We start from the raw sequence: 19,336 nt of genomic DNA, 5'->3' as shown, positions 1-19,336 counted from the left end.
CTTCGATGAAGGCGTCCTCGACGGGGAAGCAAAGCACATCGGCTCGGGTTCCGGGTGCTGATTGGCTGTTGCCGCCGGTCGCAGGAGGGAAGTTCTTGATCCCGCTCAGGAGGTGAGCGCCGTAATCTGTGTATCTTGCGCCCGCGACTCGCAGCGGTAGACTGCCAGCGCCTCAGGAGCCCGTGTCATGCCCGAATCGATGAGTTTCAACCGCGCGCTGGTGGAAAAGTACGACCGTCCCGGCCCGCGCTACACCTCCTATCCCACTGCACCGCAGTTCCATGGCGCGTTCGCCGCCGATGACTATCGAGCCGCCGCCGAGCGCAGCAACCATCGCGGCAACGAGAGCGCGGCCAAGCCGCTCTCGGTGTACATCCACATCCCGTTCTGCAAGAGCCTCTGCTACTACTGCGCCTGCAACAAGATCATCACCCAGAAGACCCACCGCGCCGTGGAGTACCTGGACTACCTCAAGCGCGAGATCGCCATGCAGGCCGCGCTGTTCGATGACTCGCGCAGACTCACCCAGCTGCACCTGGGCGGTGGCACGCCGACCTACCTGACCAGCGAGCAGCTGACCGAACTGATGGACAGCCTGCGCGAGCATTTCCACCTCGACGAGAGCGATGCTCACGAGTTCTCCATCGAAGTCGACCCGCGCACCATCAGCCCCGAACGCATCGGCGAACTGCGCGCCCAGGGCTTCAACCGCCTGAGCTTCGGCGTGCAGGACTTCGACGAGAAGGTGCAGGAAGCGGTCAACCGCGTGCAGAGCGAACAACAGGTCTTCGACCTGGTTGCGGCGGCCCGCGAGGCGAAGTTCAAGTCGGTGTCGGTGGACCTGATCTACGGCCTGCCGCTACAGACGGTGGCGAGCTTCGATACCACCCTCGCCAAGATCATCGCCCTGCGCCCCGACCGCATCGCCGCCTACAGCTACGCCCACCTGCCCGAGCGGGTGCGCGCGCAGCGGCTGATTCGCCGCGAGGACATGCCGCCACCCGAGCGCAAGCTGGAACTGCTGGAGCTGACCATCCAGCGGCTGACCGAGGCGGGCTACGTCTACATCGGCATGGACCACTTCTCGCTGCCCGACGACGAACTGACCGTGGCCCGCGCCAACGGCACCCTGCAGCGCAACTTTCAGGGCTACTCGACCCACGCCGACTGCGACCTGATCGCCCTGGGCGTGTCGTCCATCAGCAAGGTCGGCGATACCTACGGGCAGAACGTCAAGGAGCTGTCGCAGTACTACGCGCGGATCAACGAAGGGCTGTTGCCGGTACACAAGGGCTACCGCCTGACCGACGACGATCGCCTGCGCCGCGAAGTGATCGGCGCGCTCATGTGCCACGGCCGCGTGGACTACGCGCCGCTGGAGGCACGCCATGGCATCCGCTTCCGCGAGTACTTCGGCGAGTCGCTGCGGCAATTGCAGGAGCAGGTTGGCGACGGTCTGATCGAGTTGCACGACGATGCGCTGGTGCTGCTACCGCAGGGCCAGCTGATGATGCGCAGCGTGGCGATGGCCTTCGACGCCTACCTGGGCGGCGAGCAGCAGGAGCGCTTCTCGCGCACCATCTGAGTCACAGCAGGTTGAGGCGCCGCGCCAGCTTGCGCAGGTTGCTGGGGTCCATCTCCAGCGCGCGGGCGGCGCTGGCCCACTTGCCGTTGTGGCGCCGCAGGGCGTCCTGCAGCAACTGGCGCTGGTAGCTGTCCACGGCCGTCTGCAGGGAGTAGGGCGTCTCGCCGGTCACCGTAGCCGGCACGCTCGCCGGCGCCGGGTGAGTCGTCACTTCCAGGCCCAGGCCAGCCGCTTCGATACTCAGCAACGCATGCCGTGAATCCGCCTGGCTGAGCACCTTCAGCGCGGCGCGGCTGATCACGTGTTCCAGCTCACGCACGTTGCCCGGCCAGCCGTAGGCCAGCACGCTACGCTCGGCTTCCGCGCTCAGGCGCAGGCAACGCAGGCCCAGGCGCGCGCGGTTCAGTTCGAGGAAATGCCCGGCGAGCATCAGCACGTCGTGGCCGCGTTCGCGCAGCGGCGGGATGTGCACCGGGTAGACCGAGAGCCGGTGGTAGAGGTCGGCACGGAAGCGCCCCTCGCGCACTTCCTCGATCAGGTTGCGGTTGGTTGCCGCGATGATTCGCACATCCACATGCTTGGGCCGGTCCGCGCCCAGGCGCTGGATTTCCCCGCTCTGCAAGGCGCGCAGCAGCTTGGCCTGGATCGCCAGCGGCAGCTCGCCGATCTCGTCGAGGAACAGCGTGCCGCCACTGGCCGTCTCGAAGCGGCCCTGGCGGTCCTGGGTGGCGCCGGAAAACGCCCCGCGCACATGGCCGAACAATTCGCTCTCGGCCAGGGTTTCCGGCAGCGCCGCGCAGTTGATGTGGACCATCGGCTTACGTGCGCGCGGTGAGTTGGCGTGCAGCCAATGGGCGAACAGTTCCTTGCCGACCCCGGTCTCGCCCTGCAGTAGTACCGGCAGTTCGGCGTCGGCGACGATCTTCAATTCGTTGAGCAGGCCGCGCAGCACCGGGCTCTCGCCGAGGATGCTGCTCTGCGATTCCACCGCCGGCTCCAGCAGGCCGCTGCGCGCCAGGCGCAGGCCACGTACTTCGTTCTCCAGCTGGCCGATGCGCAGCGCCGTTTCGATCAGCGGCGCGCACTCCTGCAGGCGCCGCGCCACGGAAGTGTCGAAGCTGCCAGGGAGCAGCGCGTCGAGCGTCACCGCGCCCCACAGGCGGCCCTGCACCAGCAGGCTCACACCCATGCAGTCATGCACCGGCAGCGGCTTGTCCGGGCTGTCCTGCAACAGGCCGTCATAAGGATCGGGCAGCTCGCTGTCGGCGGCGAACTGCACCGGCTCGCGCGCGTCGAGGATGCGCTCCAGGCGTGGATGGCGGTCGATCTGGAAGCTGCGTCCGAGCACTTCCAGGTCCAGTCCGACGGCGGCCTGAGGCTGCAGGCGATCACCGTCCAGACGCAACAGCACCACCGCGCTGCAGTTGAATTCGTCGCGCAGGGCGGCGACCAGCCGCTGCAGGCGCACGGCGGCCGGCAAGTCGCTCGGCAGGTCCGCCAGGAGTCGGTTGAGAAAAGAGGTACTTCTTACCTTTACGAGGTCTTTTGAACCCTTTTCGCTAGTGGTCATTTAGACTCTTTAATTTTACAGGATCTTGATTTTAAAGGTGTTTTAGGCTGGCACGCGACTTGCCATCTGAAGGGAAAGCCTGACACTGGAGTCGCATCATGTACGACGATTCGCCCGAAAGCACTTTAGGACATTCAGCCTGGGAAGACACCGTGGAGGTGTGCCATGGGTGAATACCGCAAACTCTGGTGGACATTGCTGGCCGTGCTGGCGGTGACCTTCGGCATCCTCGGCTACTTCGGCCGCGAGGTGTACCGCCAGGCGCCACCGATTCCCGACGAGGTGCGCAGCGTCTCCGGCGAGCACCTGTTCACCGGCACCGATATCCTCGACGGGCAGACTGCCTGGCAGAGTGTCGGCGGCATGCAGCTCGGCTCGATCTGGGGCCACGGCGCCTACCAGGCGCCGGACTGGACCGCCGATTGGCTGCACCGCGAGCTGACCGCCTGGCTCGACATCGGCGCCCGCGAGCAGTACGGCAAACCCTTCGCTGAAATCGACAGCGACCAGCAGGCCGTCCTGCGCAATCGCCTGCAACGCGAGTACCGCCAGAACCGTAGCGACAACGGCGTACTGACCCTGAGCGAGCGGCGCGTCGAAGCGGTCCGTCAGACCGCTGCCTACTACATCGAGCTGTTCGGCAACGATCCGGCGATGCAGCCCAGCCGCAAGCACTTCGCCATGAAAGAGAACACGCTGCCGAGCCTGGAGCGGCGTGAAGAGATGACCCACTTCTTCTTCTGGACCGCCTGGGCCGCCGCCACCGAACGCCCGAATTCCGTCGCCACCTACACCAACAACTGGCCCCATGAGCCGCTGATCGGCAACCAGCCGACCGCCGAGAACGTCATGTGGTCCATCGTCAGCGTGGTCCTGCTGATCGCCGGGGTCGGCTTCCTGGTCTGGGCCTGGGCCTTCCTGCGCAAGGAAGAGGAGGAGCCGCATCCGCCGCTGCACGACCCGATCAGCCTGGTCGGCCTGACGCCTTCGCAGAAGGCCCTGGGCAAGTATCTGTTGCTGGTGGTGGGGCTGTTCAGCTTCCAGGTCATGCTGGGCGGCGGGACCGCGCACTACACGGTGGAGGGCCAGGACTTCTACGGCATACCGATGTCGCAGTGGTTCCCCTATTCGCTGCTGCGTACCTGGCACATCCAGAGCGCGCTGTTCTGGATCGCCACCGGCTTCCTCGCCGCCGGCCTGTTCCTCGCGCCGATCATCAACGGCGGCAAGGACCCGAAATACCAGAAGCTGGGCGTCGACATCCTGTTCTGGGCGCTGGTCGTGGTGGTGCTGGGCTCCTTCGTCGGCAACTTCCTCGCCATCGCGCAGATCCTGCCGCCGCAGTGGAACTTCTGGCTGGGGCACCAGGGCTACGAGTACGTCGACCTTGGCCGCCTGTGGCAGATCGGCAAATTCCTCGGCATCGCCTTCTGGCTCGCGCTGATGCTGCGCGGCATCCTCCCGGCGTTCCGCAAGCCCGGTGACAAGAACCTGCTGGCGCTGCTGTCCGCCTCGGTGATCGCCATCGGCCTGTTCTACGGCGCCGGCCTGTCCTATGGCGAGCGCACCAACCTGTCGGTGATGGAGTACTGGCGCTGGTGGGTAGTGCACCTGTGGGTGGAAGGCTTCTTCGAGGTCTTCGCCGCCACCGCGCTGGCCTTCATCTTCTCCAGCATGGGCCTGGTCAGTGTCCGCGCCGCCACCACCGCCAGCCTGGCCTCGGCCTCGCTGTTCATGCTCGGCGGTGTGCCGGGCACCTTCCACCACCTGTACTTCTCCGGCACCACCACCCCGGTGATGGCGGTGGGCGCCACCTTCAGCGCCCTGGAAGTGGTGCCGCTGGTGGTGCTGGGTTACGAGGCCTGGGAAAACTGGCGCCTGAAGAACCGCGCCGGCTGGATGCAGCGGGTCAAGTGGCCGCTGTACTGCTTCATCGCCGTGGCCTTCTGGAACATGCTCGGCGCCGGGGTCTTCGGCTTCATGATCAACCCGCCCATCGCGCTGTACTACATCCAGGGCCTGAACACCACGCCGACCCACGCCCACGCCGCATTGTTCGGGGTCTACGGCTTCCTCGCCCTGGGCTTCACCCTGCTGGTGCTGCGCTACATCCGCCCGGACCTGCAGTTCAGCGAACGGCTGATGAAAACCGCCTTCTGGTGCCTCAACGGCGGCCTGGTGCTGATGCTCTCCACCAGCCTGCTGCCCATCGGCATCATCCAGTTCCACGCCAGCGTCGACGTCGGCCTCTGGTACGCCCGCAGCGAAGCCTTCATGCAGCAGCCGCTGCTGCAGACCCTGCGCTGGGTGCGCACCTTCGGTGACGTGGTGTTCATCATCGGCGCCCTGTCGATGGCCTGGCAGGTGATTATTGGCGTCCTCTCGCCCGTCTCTTCGAGCGCCACCGAATCGGTGCAGGGAGGTGTCGCACAACAGGACTGACGAACCGCAGAGTGCTGTGTTGGTAGGCGGCCCACCCTTTCAGGTGGGCCGCCTTTTTTGTGCAAGGACGGCCAGGCGCTGACCGAGGCGCAAGATGCCCAGCAGCGCCTCGGTCAGCGCCTGGCCCATGAGCGACGAATCTGCCCGGCTGAACACCTGGCTGATCTGGCGCAGCGACTCGCGCTAACGTTCGCTGGAGCTGTTCCGCCAGTTGGTCGATGAGCAGGCGGCGGCGCTGGATATGGCCGGCGGCTGAAGCCCGCGACCAGCCAACGTCGAGGTTAACGAGGTGCGGCTGCGCTCTCCGCCGCCTGGTAGCTGCTGGGGGCTACGCCCAGGCTGCGGCGGAACATGCTGGAGAAGGCGCTCGGGCTGTCGTAGCCCAGCTCCAGCGCCACGCGGGTGACCGGGTTGCCCGCGGCGAGCCGGGTGACGGCGGCGAGCAGGCAGGCCTGCTGGCGCCAGGCGCCGAAGGAGAGGCCGGTCTGCTGGCGGAACAGCCGGCTGAAGGTGCGCGTGCTGCAATGCAGCTCGGCGGCCCAGAGGTCCGCCGTGACGTCGATGGCTGGCGCCCGCAGGAAGTCTCGGCACAGCTCCAGCAGGCGCGGGTGCGCCGGCAGCGGGGCGAACAGCGGCAGGCTCGGCGCTTGACGCAGTTCGTGGAGCAACAGGCGGAGCAGGTCGCCGTCGCGGCCGCTCTCGTCGTGCAGCGCCGGCACCTCGACGCTGGCAAGCAGCAGGTGATGCAGCAGCGGCGAGACGGTCAGCGCCTGGCACAGCAGGGTGTCGCGCACCGGCACCTGCGGGTCGATGTACAGGCTGCGCGTGCTGACGCCGCGCATCAGTACCCGGTGCTGCTTGCCGGCGGGAATCCACACGCCGCTGTACGGCGGGATCACCCAGGCGCCGTCCTCGGTTTCCACCTCCATCAGCCCGCTCATGCCGTAGAGAAACTGCGCGCGGCGGTGGGCGTGGGGCTTGAGCAGCGTGCCGAGCGGGTAGTCAGTGCCGATGGCGAGCACGGCGCGGTCGACGTCGTCGACGCTGGCGAGGGGAATGTTGAGCATGGCGGCGAATCTGGCTGAGTCGCGATGATTATTCGTCAGTCGGCGAGAAATGGCCAATCAGCCGGCGGACTGAGCCCTGACCTGTTCGATGTAGCGCCGCACCACCGGTGATTTCTCGAAGCGCCGGTGCAGCAGCGACAGCCAGGAACGCGGGGCGCAGTCGGCGAGCGGGCGGTAGTTCACCTGCGGCAACTGCACCCGGCGCACCACGGACTCCGGGACGATGGCGATGCCGCGGCCGAGGGACACCAGCGCGATCACCGCGACCAGGCTGCCCGACTGCTGGCCCAGGCGCGGGGAAAAGCCGCCGGCGCGGGCGACTTCCAGCGTGCCGGAGATTTGCTCCGGCAAGATGAAGGTTTCCGCGCCCAGCCTGGCGGCGCGAATCTCCGGCAGCTCGTTGAGGCGCGAGGAGGCGGGCAGGGCGATGACGAAGCCTTCCTCCTGCAGCGCGATGGCTTCCAGCTCCTCCGGCAGGCTCATCGGCGAGCGCACGTAGGCGAGATCGAGCGCACCGTCGCGCACCAGCGTCGGCAGTTGCGCCATGGGCGCTTCGCTGATGTTCAGGTCCACCGCCGGCAGGGCGTGGGTGAAGTGCTCGACATGCTGCTGCAGCACGCCGGAGTACGCGGCCGAGGCCACGTAGCCCAGGCGAAGATGCCCGGTTTCGCCCCGGCCGGCGCGCTGCGCGCCGAGTTGCGCGGCGTCGAACTGGCGTACCGCAAGTTCGGCTTCCGCCAGCAGGGCTTCGCCGGCGGCGGTCAGGCGCACCTCGCGCTGGCTGCGCTGGAACAGCAGCACGCCCAGTTCCTTTTCCATGTCCTGGATCTGCCGGCTCAGGGTCGGCGGGGCGATGCCCAGTTGTTCGGCCGCGCGGGTGAAGTGGCCGTGGTGGGCGACGCTGAGGAAGTAGCGAAAATGACGGATTTCCATGTTCGTTAGTCGCAGGCTAATGACGAAGGCCGCCGTGGCTAACAAGCCCGGCGCACGCGGGCGTTACCGTGGAGGCCACACTACAAGGCTGGCGCGGCGAGGGCAAAACCTGGCGCGCCGGCCAGCGCGGGAAGCCTTGCCATGTCCGACCCTGTGATTCGCCCACGACCCTCCGCTCGCTTCACCCTGCTGACCGCCTCGGCGGTGTGCTCGCTGATCATCCTCGACACCAACATCGTCGCCGTTTCGCTGCCGAGCATCGCCCGCGACCTGTCCGGCTCCTTCGCCGATATCGAGTGGGTGGTCAGCGCCTACCTGCTGGCCTTCGCCGCCTGCCTGCTGCCCGCCGGCAGCCTGGCCGACCGTTTCGGCCGGCGGCGCATGCTGTTGCTCGGGCTGGTGCTGTTCGGCGCGGCCTCGCTGGCCTGCGGCGCGGCGCCGAGCCTGCTGTTCCTGGATATCGCCCGCGCCGCCAAGGGTATCGGCGCCGCGCTGTTGCTGACTTCGGCACTGGCCGCCATCGGCCATCGCTTCCATGAGCCCGAGGAGCGCCTGCGTGCCTGGGCCTTCTGGGGTGCGTGCATGGGCGCCACGATCACCTTCGCGCCGCTGCTGGGCGGGGTGATTTCCGCCACCCTGGGCTGGCGCTGGATCTTCTACCTGAACTTGCCGCTGGTGGTGCTGCTGGCGGCGATGGCGCTGCGCAGCATCGAGGAATCCCGCGACAGCGCCGCCGCGCGCCTCGACCCATTGGGCAGCCTGACATTCGCTGGCGGCCTGGGTTACCTGATCTGGGCGCTGATTGACGGCAACCGTGTCGGCTGGGACAGCCCGCCGACTCTCGCGCGGCTGCTGGTCAGCGCCGGCCTGCTGGGCCTGTTCGTGTTGGTGGAGCGCAGCCAGGCGCGACCGATGATCGACCTTCGGCTGATGCGCAGCGGCCGCTTTATCGGCGCCTTGCTCGGCATGTTCGCCTACGCCGCCTGTGCTCAGGTGATGATGACCCTGCTGCCGCTGTACCTGCAGAATGGCTTGCAGATGTCGGCGGTGGCGGCGGGCGCGGGAATGCTGCCGTTCGCCCTGGCGATGTTGCTTGCGCCGCGTTGGGGCATGCGCCTGAGTTCGCGCTTCAGCCCGGCGCGGATTTTCGCCTTCGGGCTGGTGCTGGTGGGCGCCGGCAACCTGCTTTGCGCGCTGGCGGCCGGGCAGGGCGGCTACCTGGCCTTCGCCCTCGCCAGCCTGGTGCTGGGTGCCGGCGCCGGGCTGCTCAACGGCGACACGCAGAAGAACATCATGGCCTGTGTGCCCCGCGAGCGCACCGGCATGGCCTCGGGGCTGAGCACCACCACGCGCTTCGCCGCCATCGTGCTGGCCATCGGCATTCTCGGCGGCGTCCTGGCTGCACGCAGCGCCCAGTTGCTGCGTGACGCGCTGGCCAAGCTTGCCCCTGCGCAGTTGGACAACGCCGCCGAGATGGCGACCCGCGCGGCGGCTGGCGACTTCACAGCGGCGCTGTCGCTGGTCGATCCGGCGCTTCGCGATGCGCTGGCACCCGCTGTGCGCCAGGCCTTCATCGGTGGATTCGAGGGTGTGCTGCTGGTGGCGGGCGTTGCGGCGTTGGTGTTCGCGGTGCTGGTGGGCACGCTGCTCGGCAGGCCGATGCCGGTGCACGAACCGGAGCCGGTCCCGGCCTGAACCGGCCTCGCTGATCGGTCGGATGGGCCGCGACGGGAGGGCCGCCGCTCGCTCGCCGGTTCCAATCTCCACAAACGCATGTCTCGGAATCAGCGCGCGAGCCGCTACGCCGGGGCCGGAAGAGTGCGTCTGCAATTTGTAGTGAACACTACAAAAAATACGTATTGAAACTTTCTGAAGCGCATTATACAAATGGCGCCATAACAAGAGGCGCCCCCATGCTCACACTCAAAGATCGCCTGAACACCCCGGAAGTCGAGCTCACCAAGGCCGAGCGAAAAGTCCTGCGCGCCTTGCTCGACGACTACCCGCGCGCCGGCCTCGGGCCGATGTCGCGCCTCGCGCGCCAGGCCGGGGTCAGCGATCCCAGCATCCTGCGCCTGGTGAAGAAGCTCGGTTTCAGCGGCTACAGCGACTTCCAGAACGCGCTGATGGCCGAGGTGGACGACCGCCTGCGCTCGCCGCGCACCCTGCTCGCCGGGCGCCGCGAAGGCATGAGCCGCGATGACGTCTGGTCCAACTACCTGAGCGACGCCAGCGAAGGCATCCAGCGCACCCTGGCGCTGACCCAGGCCGACGACGTACGTCTGCTCGGCGACTGGCTGCTTGACCCCAAGCTGCGTGTGCTCTGCCACGGCGGCCGCTTCAGCCGCTTCCTCGCCGGTTACCTGGTGGCGCACCTGCGCATGCTGCGCAGCGGCTGCCTGCTGCTGGACGACGGCGCCGCGCTGCCCGACCAGTTGGGCGACATCGACCGCCAGACGCTGGTGGTGGTGTTCGACTACCGCCGCTACCAGGCCCAGGCACTGGGCGTGACCCGCGCGGCCAAGGCCCGTGGCGCCCGCGTGGTGCTGTTCACCGATATCTATGACTCGCCACTGCGCGAGTTCGCCGACCTGATCATCAGCGCCCCGGTGGAGTCCCCATCGCCCTTCGACACCCTGGTGCCGACCATGGCCCAGGTCGAAGCGCTGATCGCCAGCCTGGTCGTGCGCATGGACGGCCAGCTCGACGAACGCCTGGAAGGCATCGACCACCTGAGAGCTGCCTTCGGCAGCCACATCCTCGAGGAATGACCGTGTTCAGCTTGCCCCACCAATCGCCCCGTGACCTGCCGTTCAGCCCCGGCCAGACCGCCATCCTGTTCGTCGACATGCAGAACGCCTGGGTCATCCCCGGCCGCGATGCCCACGTCGATCCGACGACGCACCGCTACTTCTACGACCGCGTCGAGGCGAGCGTGATACCCAACCAGCAGCGCCTGCTGGCGGCGATGCGCGAGGTCGGCGGGGAGGTGCTGCACACCATCATCGAGAGCCTCACCGCCGATGGCCGTGACCGCTCGCTGGACCACAAACTCTCCGACATGCACCTGCCCAAGGGCAGCCCGGACGCCCAGGTGATCGATGCCCTGGCGCCGCGGGAGAACGAGATCGTGCTGCCGAAGACCTCCTCGGGCGTCTTCAACTCCACCGCCATCGACTACGTGCTGCGCAACCTCGACACCCGCCACCTGATCATCTGCGGCGTGGTCACCGACCAGTGCGTGGACATGGCCGTGCGCGACGCCGCCGACCGTGGCTACCTCGTCACCCTGGTCGAAGACGCCTGCGCCACCCACACCGCCGAACGCCACCAGGCCTGCCTGGAAGCGATCAAGGGCTACTGCTGGATCGCCGACACCGACAGCGTGCTGGCCCGCATCGCCGCGCTGGCCTGAGGCCCGGAGAACGTCATGAGTCAGAACAATAACAATCCCGCCCCGATGCGCCTGACCAGCTTCGTCACCACCGACCTCTGCGGCATCACCCGTGGCCGTTCGCTACCTGAATCGGAAGTCGCCGAGCAATTGGCCACCGGCTGCGGCTGGGTGCCCGCCAACAGCGCGCTGACGCCGCAGGACATCATCGCCGACGACAACCCGTGGGGCAGCCACGGCGACCTGCGCCTGCTGCCCGACCCGAGCAGCCGGGTGCGTCTGGAAAGTGGCCCGGACGCCCAGGCCGCGCCGCTGGATTACCTGCACGGCGACCTGGTGACCACCGCTGGCGCGCCCTGGCCGGTGTGCCCGCGCACGTTGCTGCGTGAAGAGATCGCCCGCTATCGGGAGCTCGATCTGCAAGTCACCGCCGCCTTCGAACACGAATTCAACCTGCTCGGCCTGCCGGACGAGCACGCCGCCGCCTTCTCCCTGCAGGCCCAGCGGCAGACCGGCAACTTCGGCGGCTGGCTGATGAGCGCGCTGGAACAGATCGGCGCCGAGCCGGAAATGTTCCTGCCCGAGTACGGCCGCAACCAGTACGAAGTCACCTGCCGGCCGACCCAGGGCGTTGCCGCTGCCGACCGCGCGGTGAACGTCCGCGAAGTCACCCGTGAGATCGCCCGCCAGTTCGGCTGGCGCAGCACTTTCACGCCGCTGCTGGCGCCCGGCGCCGTGACCAACGGCGTGCACCTGCACCTGAGCCTGCAACGGCTGGACGGTACGCCGGTGTTCTACGACGAGGCCGCGCCGAGCAACCTGTCGAAGCTCGCCGAGCACTGGGCCGCCGGTGTGCTGCGCCACCTGCCGGCGCTGTGCGCGCTGACCGCGCCGACCGCGGTGTCCTACCTGCGATTGAAGCCGCACCACTGGAGCGCCGCCTACGCCTGCCTCGGCCTGCGCAACCGCGAAGCCGCACTGCGCATCTGCCCGGTGGTGGAGATCGGCGGCAAGCCCAAGGCGCGCCAGTTCAACCTGGAATTCCGCCCGATGGACGCCACCGCCAGCCCGCACCTGGCCATGGCTGCCGTGCTGATCGCCGGGCGTCTGGGCATGCAGCAGGAGCTGCCGCTGTCGGCGGTCACTGACGTCGACCCGCACAGCTTGAGCGACGCCCAGCGCGAAGAGCTGGGGATCAAGTCGCTGCCCGGTTCGCTGGAGGAGGCCCAGCGCCTGCTGCTGGCCGATACCGAACTGTGCGCCCAGTTGCCGCCGGAACTGCTGCAGACCTACGCCGCCATGAAGCGCCAGGAGCAGGCCCTGACCCGTGAACTCAGCGAAGAACAACTCTGTGAATCCTATGCAAAGTTCTACTGAATCCGGCCTCTACCGGCGCCCGCCGTTCGAGATCGTCAACCCGCAGGGCAAGAGCCCGGTGCTGCTGGTCTGCGAGCACGCCAGTCGCTACATTCCCGAGGAGCTGGCGCAGCTGGGGCTGGACGATGCGGCGGCCGCCGAGCACATCGCCTGGGACATCGGCGCGCTGGACCTGGCCCGCGAACTGTCGGCGCGCCTGGACGCCACGCTGCTGGTGGCCAACTACTCGCGCCTGCTGATCGACCTGAATCGTCCGCTGTCGGCGCCGGATGCGATCCCCGAGCACAGCGAGATCTACCCGATCCCCGGCAACCGCAACCTCAGCGTGGCGGCCCGGCAGGAGAGGGTGGCGAGCCTGTTCGAGCCCTTCCACCGGCAACTGACCGCGCTGCTCGACGAACGCCTGGCCGCCGGCCGGCCCACCCGGCTGGTCGGCGTGCACAGCTTCACCCCCAGCTATCGCGGCGAGCCTCGTCCGTGGGTCGCCGGGGTGCTCTACGCGAAGGCTGAAGCCTATGCCCAGCGCATGGTGGCGGGCCTCAGGGAGAGCGGTGAAGAAATCGGCGCCAACCAACCCTATGTGATCGACCCGCTGGAGGACATGACTGTCCCGGTGCATGGCGACGAGCGCGGCGTGGACGCTGTGCTGATCGAAATCCGCAATGACGGACTGCGGACCCCGCAAGGGGTGGAAGCCTGGGCCGCGCGCCTGGCTCCCTGGCTCTGAGGACCCAAGCCAGGTCCGGTGTGTTCGACCGGCCGGGCAGGTTCTGAAAACAACAACAATTCAGCGCTCGAGCGCCGAACCCTAAAAGCTGCCGTTCCCAGAGGAAGTGCCCCGTGGCTATCGAACAGTTCGGATACAAGCAACAACTTCGCCGGAGCCTGACGCTCGGCGACCTGGTGATCTACGGGATGATCTTCATGATCCCGATCGCCCCCTTCGGCGTGTACGGCTGGGTTCACGCCGACGCCCACGGCATGGTGCCTATGGCCTACCTGGTGGGCATGGTGGCGATGCTTTTCACAGCGCTGAGTTATGGCGCCATGTCCCGCGCGTTTCCCATCGCCGGTTCCGTGTACTCCTATGCCCAGCGCGGCATCCACCCCAACGTCGGCTTCATCGCCGGCTGGGTCCTGCTGCTGGACTACCTGCTGATCCCGCCGCTGCTCTACGTGTTCAGCGCGCTGGCGCTGAACCACCTGTTCCCGGCGATCCCCAAGCTGGTCTTCATGCTGATCTTCCTGGTGTCCGCCACGCTCATCAACCTGCGCGGCATCACCCTGGCGGCGCGTTTCAACCTACTGTTCCTGATCGCCGAACTGGTGGTGCTGGCGATCTTCCTGGCGGTGGGTTACCACGCACTGGAAGGCGGCCTCGGCAACGGCCGGCTGACGCTCGAACCGCTGCTGCAACCGGAGCATTTCAACCTCGGCCTGGTGATGAAGGCGGTGTCCATCGCGGTGCTGTCGTTCCTCGGCTTCGATGCCATCTCCACCCTCGCCGAAGAGGTCAAGGGCGACCCGGCCAAGCAGATCGGCCGCGCCTCGCTGATCGCGCTGTTCGTCATGGGCGCCATCTTCATCGTGCAGACCTGGCTGGCCACGGACCTGGCCGCCGGCATGACCTTCAAGTCGGCCGACACCGCCTTCTACGAGATCGCCGAAGCGGCGGGCGGCAGCTGGCTCTCCACGCTGACGGCGGTGTCCACCGCGCTGGCCTGGGGCGTAACCGTCTCGATCACCTCGCAGGCCGCCGTCTCGCGCCTGCTGTACTCCATGGCCCGTGACGGCAAGCTGCCGCGCGTGCTGGCCAAGGTGCACCCGAAATACCAGACCCCGCACATCAGCCTGTACCTGGTGGGCGTGCTGTCGCTGGGCATCGGCATCTACTTCCTCGACTCGCCGGATGTGCTCACCTCGCTGGTCAACTTCGGCGCGCTGACCGGCTTCTGCCTGCTGCATCTGACGGTGATCAACCACTACTTCATTCGCCAGAAGAGCGGCCAGGTGCTGCGCCACCTGGTGTTCCCGCTGGTTGGCCTGGTGATCATCGCCTACGTGCTGATCAGCATGAGCACCGAGGCGCAGACCCTCGGCGCGGGCTGGATCGCCATCGGCCTGGTGTACCTCGCGGTGCTCAGCCGGCGCGGCAACGGCAGCGAGCTGGCGCGGGAAATCTGAGCAGGTGCGCCGTGCTGTCGCAGACGGCACGGCGCGCTTTGACAGACGGCGGGACGTGCCCCATAAAGATCGGGCGGCGCAGGGACGCCGCCACGACCCACGAGTTGTCACAAAAGCCAGCGAAGCAGCATGAGCAGGAAAGATCAGGACAGCAGCACAGCCTTCACCCTGGACCGCATCGACGAGGAGATCATCCGCATCCTCCGTCACCAGGGCCGCATCACCTACGGCAAGCTGTCCGCGCTGGTCCATCTCACCCCGCGCCCCTGCCAGGAGCGCGTCCGCAAGCTGGAGCGGCACGGCATCATCCGGGGCTACGGCGCCGTCATCGACGAGCAGAAGATTGCCTCGGGCCTGTCGCTGCTGGTGCTGGTCGCATTGTCCAACCAGAGTGGCCGCACCGCGCAGAAGGCCTTCGAGGCGCGCATGATTGCCTGCCCGGAAGTGCTGCACTGCCAGCTGATCAGCGGCACCTTCGACTACAGCGTGCGCATGCGCTGCCGGGACATGGAGCACTACCGCGCGCTGACCGAAACCTGGCTGAACGATGAGAGCCTGCACATCGACAAGCTGGTCGCCCACCCCGAGCTGACGACCATCAAGGAGTCCGCCAGCTAGCGCGGTGGACTCGCTGTTCTCCTGCGTTTTCCAGCCGTGATATCCCCCCGCCAGCGGCTGCCGCAAGCACAGCCGAATCGGCTGTCGCGACCCTCCAATACAGCCGGATCGGCCGGCCAGGCCCTCCATTACAGCCGGGTTTTCTCCGGGGCAGGTGGGAGAATCGTGTGGCCCCTCTCCTGAAGTGCAGACCTGATCCAGGGCCTCTGCGACGTAGTTGTGCCCGCTGTTCGAGGCATGCTGGAGCGGGGCGGTGCAGTTCGCAGACACCGACAGAAAAGTCCAATCACAACAATCGGAGACCCCACCATGACTCGCTTCGTTGACGTCCCCACGATGTCCCAACTGGTCCAGCAGATCGGTGTCGCCCGCTTCATCGGCGAACTCGCCGACACCATCGCCCAGGACTTCGTGCGCTGGGAGTCCTTCGACAAATCCGCCCGCGTCGCCAACCACTCCGAGATCGGCGTCATCGAACTGATGCCGGTGTCCGACACCGCCCGCTATGCCTTCAAGTACGTCAACGGCCACCCGCAGAACACCCAGCGCGGCCTGTTCACCGTCATGGCCTTCGGCGTGCTGGCGGACGTCGAGACGGGCTACCCTGTGCTGCTGTCCGAGCTGACCGTAGCCACCGCACTGCGCACCTGCGCCACTTCGCTGATGGCCGCCCGCGCGCTGGCCCGCCCGGATTCGCGACGCATGGCGCTGATCGGCAATGGCGCGCAAAGCGAGTTCCAGGCCCTGGCCTTCCATCACCACCTGGGCATCGAGGAAATCGCCGTCTACGACATCGACCCGCAGGCCACGGAAAAGCTGATCCGCAACCTCTCGGACGTGCCCAACCTGAAGATCATCCGCGCCGGCTCCACCGCCGAAGCGGTACGCGGCGCCGACATCGTCACCACGGTGACCGCCGACAAGGCCTACGCGACCATCCTCACCCCGGAGATGATCGAGCCGGGCATGCACATCAACGGCGTGGGCGGCGACTGCCCGGGCAAGACCGAACTGCACGCCGACGTCCTGCGCGCCGGCAAGGTGTTCGTCGAGTACGAGCCGCAATCGCGCGTCGAAGGCGAGATCCAGCAGATGCCGGCGGACTTCCCGGTGACCGACCTCTGGCGCGTGCTGGCCGGGCAGCTTGGCGGGCGCGACAGCGCCGAGCAGGTGACCATCTTCGACTCGGTCGGCTTCGCCCTCGAAGACTACTCCGCACTGCGCTACGTGAACGAACAGGCCAGCCGCCTGGAGCTCGGCGAGCGCATCGACCTGGTGCCGTGGAGCGAGGACGAGGACAACGATCCCAAGGACCTGTTCCGCTACACCCGCTCCGCCAAGGCGCGCAAAGGGCTGCGCCGCATCGCCTGACGCTCAGCGCGCCAGTTCCGCCTCCGGTGAAATCGCCAGGGGCGGGCGGCTGAGGTCGCTGGCACTCTGGGTGGTGGAGGCGACACGGGCCTTCAGCCATTGGCTGAAGGCCTTCACCACCGCGCGCTCGGCCTTCACCGGGTCGGTCACCAGGAAGTAGCCACGGCTGGACTGGATGGTGATGTCGAACGGGCGTACCAGCAGGCCACGGGCGAGGGCGTCGCCGCTGAGCAGGTTGTCGCCGATGGCCACGCCCTGGGCGGCGATGCAGGCGGCGATGGTGCAGGGCGCATCGGCGAACAGCACGCCGGAGCGGTGATCGATCGCGCTCGCACCCACCGCGCCGAGCCACAGGCGCCAGTCGGCGAAATCATTCATGTGCAGCAGCGTGTAGTGGGCCAGGTCCGCCGGCTGCTGCAGGCCGCCGCGCGAGTGAATCAGGCGCGGGCTGCAGACCGGGAAGAAGTGCAGCGCCACCAACTGCTCCACCGTCTGGTTCGGCCAGTCGCCGCTGCCGTAGGCGATGAACAGGTCGGCGTCGCTGGCGCTGGTGTCCTGCGGCACGCGCGGCGTCACCACGTGCAACTGCACCTGCGGGTACTGCGCGAGGAAGTCGCCCAGGTGCTGGCACAGCCAGTAGGTGGCGAAGCCGGGGTTGCAGCTCACGCACAGCGGGCCGCGGACCTGCTGCTCGTCGAAGCTGCTGCCGGCCAGCTGCACCTCCGCGAGGATGCGCCGCACGTCGCGGGCATACCTCTCCCCCCGATAGGTCAGGCGAATGCCGCGCCCGGTGCGCTCGGTCAGGGCGAAGCCCAGGCGCTCCTCCAGCGTGGCGAGGCGATGGCTGACCGCGCTGCGGGTGAGGTTCAGCTCGGTCGCGGCGGCGGACACGCTGCCCAGCCGGGCCACGGCGTCCAGCGCCCGCAGGGCGGTCATCGAGGGAAAGTGCATGGGGCGCTCATTGCTCCATCGGTGAAAGGATATTGGTGAAACTAACAGGACATGGGGTGGCGAAATCCTGCGCTTGTTGCAAATTCCGCTTCACCAATACTAGGCCACACGACAACAACAACAGGCAACGATGAGGAAGCCGCCATGTCGACATTCAAGGCCTACGTCCAGCAGTGGATCGACGAGCACCGCCATCAGTTGTCCGACTGGCATCAGGTGATCTGGCATTTCGCCGAGCCGGCGTTCCGCGAGTACAAGTCCTGCGCCTGGTACGTGGAGTTGTTGCGCCAGGAAGGCTTCACGGTGGAAGAGGGCAGCGGCGGCATGCCCACCGCCTTCGTCGCTACTTTCAGCAATGGCGATGGCAGCAATGGCGAAGGGCCGATCCTTGCTACCTACGCCGAATACGACGCGGTACCCGGTAACTGCCAGGCGGCGGCGACCCGACCGATGCCGCGCGACGGCCTGTCGAAGTACGCGCCGGGCCACACCGACCCGCACTCCGCGCTGGGCATCAGCGCCCTGGGTGGTGTGCTGGCGGCCAAGGCGGCGATGCTGGAATTCGGCATCAAGGGCACCCTCAAATTCTTCGGCGAACCGGCGGAAAAGCTACGCGCCTCCAAGCCCGTGCACGCCGCCAAGGGTTACTACGACGACCTCGACGCGGCCGTCAGCTTCCATCCCACGTACATGCTGCCGCTGAACAACACCACCACCTGGGACACCCACTGCGGCATCGCCTACTCGTACATCTACACCTTCACCTGCGAAGACCCGCAGAACTGGATCGCCGCCGACCGCTACAGCCCGATCCCGCAGAACCACCTGGCCGCCCGCGCCCCTGGCGCCAACGACGCGCTGGTGCATTTCTACACGCTGAACGAGAGCCTGCGCCGCTCGACGCTGCCGTTCACCGGGCTGTGGAGCTTCAACGAAGCCATCCTCACCGCCGGGCAAGCCACCGCCGATAACCTGCCGCCGCACATCTCGCAGATCCAGTACCTGCTGCGCTGCGACTCCATCGAGCAGGCCGAGACCATCTCCACGGTGATGGACAACAACGCCGCCGCCGCGGCCATGGCCACCGGCTGCCAGTGGAAGAAGACCTGGGTCTGCAAGTCCCGTGGCGGGTTGGCCAACCACGCGCTGGCCCAGGCCTGCTACGACAACCTCGCCGCCATCGGCGCACCCAGCTGGGGTGAGCAGGCCATCGCCGTGGCGCGGGAAATCCAGGCGAACCTCGGCCTGGAACCCATGGACGAACCCTTCCTGCCGGCCACCCAGGCGCTGATCGAACCGCAGGAATGCGAGCGGCAGATGCGCCTGCAGATGCCGGCCTGGCAGAAGTACCTGACCTCCGACGACTACCCCGAATACACCTGGCACTGTCCGACCGTGCGCCTCTACGTGGCCCGGCCGATGCTCAGCGCGCCCGCCGGCTTCACCTACCCGGACTGGGTGTCCAACGCCCTGGGCGGCATCCGCGAGGCCATCGACCCGATGATCGACGTGGCCGCCAAGACCATCGGCAGCACGCTGATCGAACTGTTCACCGACGCCGACCTGCTGGCCGAAGCGACCCGTGAGTTCAACCAGCGCACCGGAGGCGGCATCGGCGGCGAACAGTGGCAGGCGCCGCTGCTGCCGAAGGACTTCAAGGTCCCGCACCGCTTCCGCTGGCCGGAGTACATCCGCACGGTGCGCGGCGAGGAGTGGTGGATTCCGGCGCGGGAAGACGAATGATCCCGAGCTCCCAAGCCCGCCGGGAAATGCGCACGTAGGATGGGTATCGCAAGTGTTCTGCCGGGACACATGGGTAACAGGTGTCGGGAGACATAGGTAAC

At 67.2% G+C, this 19,336-nt stretch carries 15 protein-coding genes; 11 read left to right on the top strand and 4 right to left on the bottom strand.

What is annotated here, in order from left to right; translation table 11 throughout:
* The first annotated feature begins 187 nt into the window (after positions 1–187).
* Positions 188–1,585, top strand: coding sequence for an oxygen-independent coproporphyrinogen III oxidase (hemN, locus tag CTR55_RS26580; RefSeq protein ID WP_296291454.1), 1,398 nt, complete (start codon positions 188–190; stop codon positions 1,583–1,585).
* Position 1,586: 1 nt separating this feature from the next.
* Here hemN and norR read toward each other — a convergent pair whose 3' ends face one another.
* The gene (norR, locus tag CTR55_RS26575) at positions 1,587–3,155 is read right to left on the bottom strand and encodes a nitric oxide reductase transcriptional regulator NorR (RefSeq protein WP_296291452.1); all 1,569 of its coding nucleotides are present in this window, start codon (positions 3,153–3,155) and stop codon (positions 1,587–1,589) included.
* Positions 3,156–3,320: 165 nt separating this feature from the next.
* Between norR and CTR55_RS26570 the strand changes: the two genes are divergently transcribed.
* Positions 3,321–5,597 (top strand): nitric-oxide reductase large subunit, encoded by a 2,277-nt coding sequence (locus tag CTR55_RS26570; protein WP_296291451.1) that lies wholly within the window; start codon positions 3,321–3,323, stop codon positions 5,595–5,597.
* Between the two features lie 281 nt (positions 5,598–5,878).
* Here CTR55_RS26570 and CTR55_RS26565 read toward each other — a convergent pair whose 3' ends face one another.
* Positions 5,879–6,664, bottom strand: a complete 786-nt coding sequence (locus tag CTR55_RS26565; RefSeq protein ID WP_296291449.1) for a helix-turn-helix transcriptional regulator — start codon at positions 6,662–6,664, stop codon at positions 5,879–5,881.
* A 57-nt stretch (positions 6,665–6,721) separates the two neighbouring features.
* Positions 6,722–7,597 carry a LysR family transcriptional regulator gene (locus CTR55_RS26560; protein WP_296291446.1) on the bottom strand — a complete coding sequence of 292 codons (876 nt, stop codon included), beginning with the start codon at positions 7,595–7,597 and terminating at the stop codon, positions 6,722–6,724.
* 141 nt (positions 7,598–7,738) lie between these two features.
* Between CTR55_RS26560 and CTR55_RS26555 the strand changes: the two genes are divergently transcribed.
* The 8 genes from CTR55_RS26555 (at position 7,739) to CTR55_RS26520 (ending at position 16,541) form a co-directional block, all read left to right on the top strand.
* A complete protein-coding gene (locus CTR55_RS26555) occupies positions 7,739–9,292 on the top strand; it encodes an MFS transporter (protein ID WP_296291445.1) in 1,554 nt (517 codons plus the stop codon).
* Between the two features lie 218 nt (positions 9,293–9,510).
* Positions 9,511–10,368 carry a MurR/RpiR family transcriptional regulator gene (locus CTR55_RS26550; RefSeq protein WP_296291443.1) on the top strand — a complete coding sequence of 286 codons (858 nt, stop codon included), beginning with the start codon at positions 9,511–9,513 and terminating at the stop codon, positions 10,366–10,368.
* A 2-nt stretch (positions 10,369–10,370) separates the two neighbouring features.
* Positions 10,371–11,012 (top strand): isochorismatase family cysteine hydrolase, encoded by a 642-nt coding sequence (locus tag CTR55_RS26545; protein ID WP_296291441.1) that lies wholly within the window; start codon positions 10,371–10,373, stop codon positions 11,010–11,012.
* Between the two features lie 15 nt (positions 11,013–11,027).
* Positions 11,028–12,368 carry a glutamine synthetase family protein gene (locus tag CTR55_RS26540; RefSeq protein ID WP_296291439.1) on the top strand — a complete coding sequence of 447 codons (1,341 nt, stop codon included), beginning with the start codon at positions 11,028–11,030 and terminating at the stop codon, positions 12,366–12,368.
* Positions 12,352–13,095: an N-formylglutamate amidohydrolase gene (locus tag CTR55_RS26535; RefSeq protein ID WP_296291437.1), complete on the top strand. Its 744-nt coding sequence runs from the start codon at positions 12,352–12,354 to the stop codon at positions 13,093–13,095. The genes CTR55_RS26540 and CTR55_RS26535 overlap by 17 nt, the downstream gene beginning before the upstream one ends.
* A gap of 113 nt (positions 13,096–13,208) precedes the next feature.
* On the top strand, positions 13,209–14,552 hold the full coding sequence (locus CTR55_RS26530) for an APC family permease (RefSeq protein WP_296291435.1): 1,344 nt from the start codon (positions 13,209–13,211) through the stop codon (positions 14,550–14,552).
* 129 nt (positions 14,553–14,681) lie between these two features.
* Positions 14,682–15,170, top strand: coding sequence for an Lrp/AsnC family transcriptional regulator (locus CTR55_RS26525; protein WP_296291433.1), 489 nt, complete (start codon positions 14,682–14,684; stop codon positions 15,168–15,170).
* A gap of 309 nt (positions 15,171–15,479) precedes the next feature.
* Positions 15,480–16,541: an ornithine cyclodeaminase gene (locus CTR55_RS26520; protein WP_296291431.1), complete on the top strand. Its 1,062-nt coding sequence runs from the start codon at positions 15,480–15,482 to the stop codon at positions 16,539–16,541.
* Positions 16,542–16,544: 3 nt separating this feature from the next.
* Here CTR55_RS26520 and CTR55_RS26515 read toward each other — a convergent pair whose 3' ends face one another.
* Positions 16,545–17,492 (bottom strand): LysR substrate-binding domain-containing protein, encoded by a 948-nt coding sequence (locus CTR55_RS26515; protein WP_296291429.1) that lies wholly within the window; start codon positions 17,490–17,492, stop codon positions 16,545–16,547.
* 144 nt (positions 17,493–17,636) lie between these two features.
* Between CTR55_RS26515 and CTR55_RS26510 the strand changes: the two genes are divergently transcribed.
* Positions 17,637–19,235: an amidohydrolase gene (locus CTR55_RS26510; protein WP_296291427.1), complete on the top strand. Its 1,599-nt coding sequence runs from the start codon at positions 17,637–17,639 to the stop codon at positions 19,233–19,235.
* Positions 19,236–19,336: the final 101 nt, after the last annotated feature.

The organism is Pseudomonas sp. (assembly GCF_002796985.1).
Taxonomy (GTDB): domain Bacteria; phylum Pseudomonadota; class Gammaproteobacteria; order Pseudomonadales; family Pseudomonadaceae; genus Pseudomonas.
Note: the sequence above shows the minus strand (reverse complement) of the source record. Positions and strands in the feature narration are given on the sequence as shown.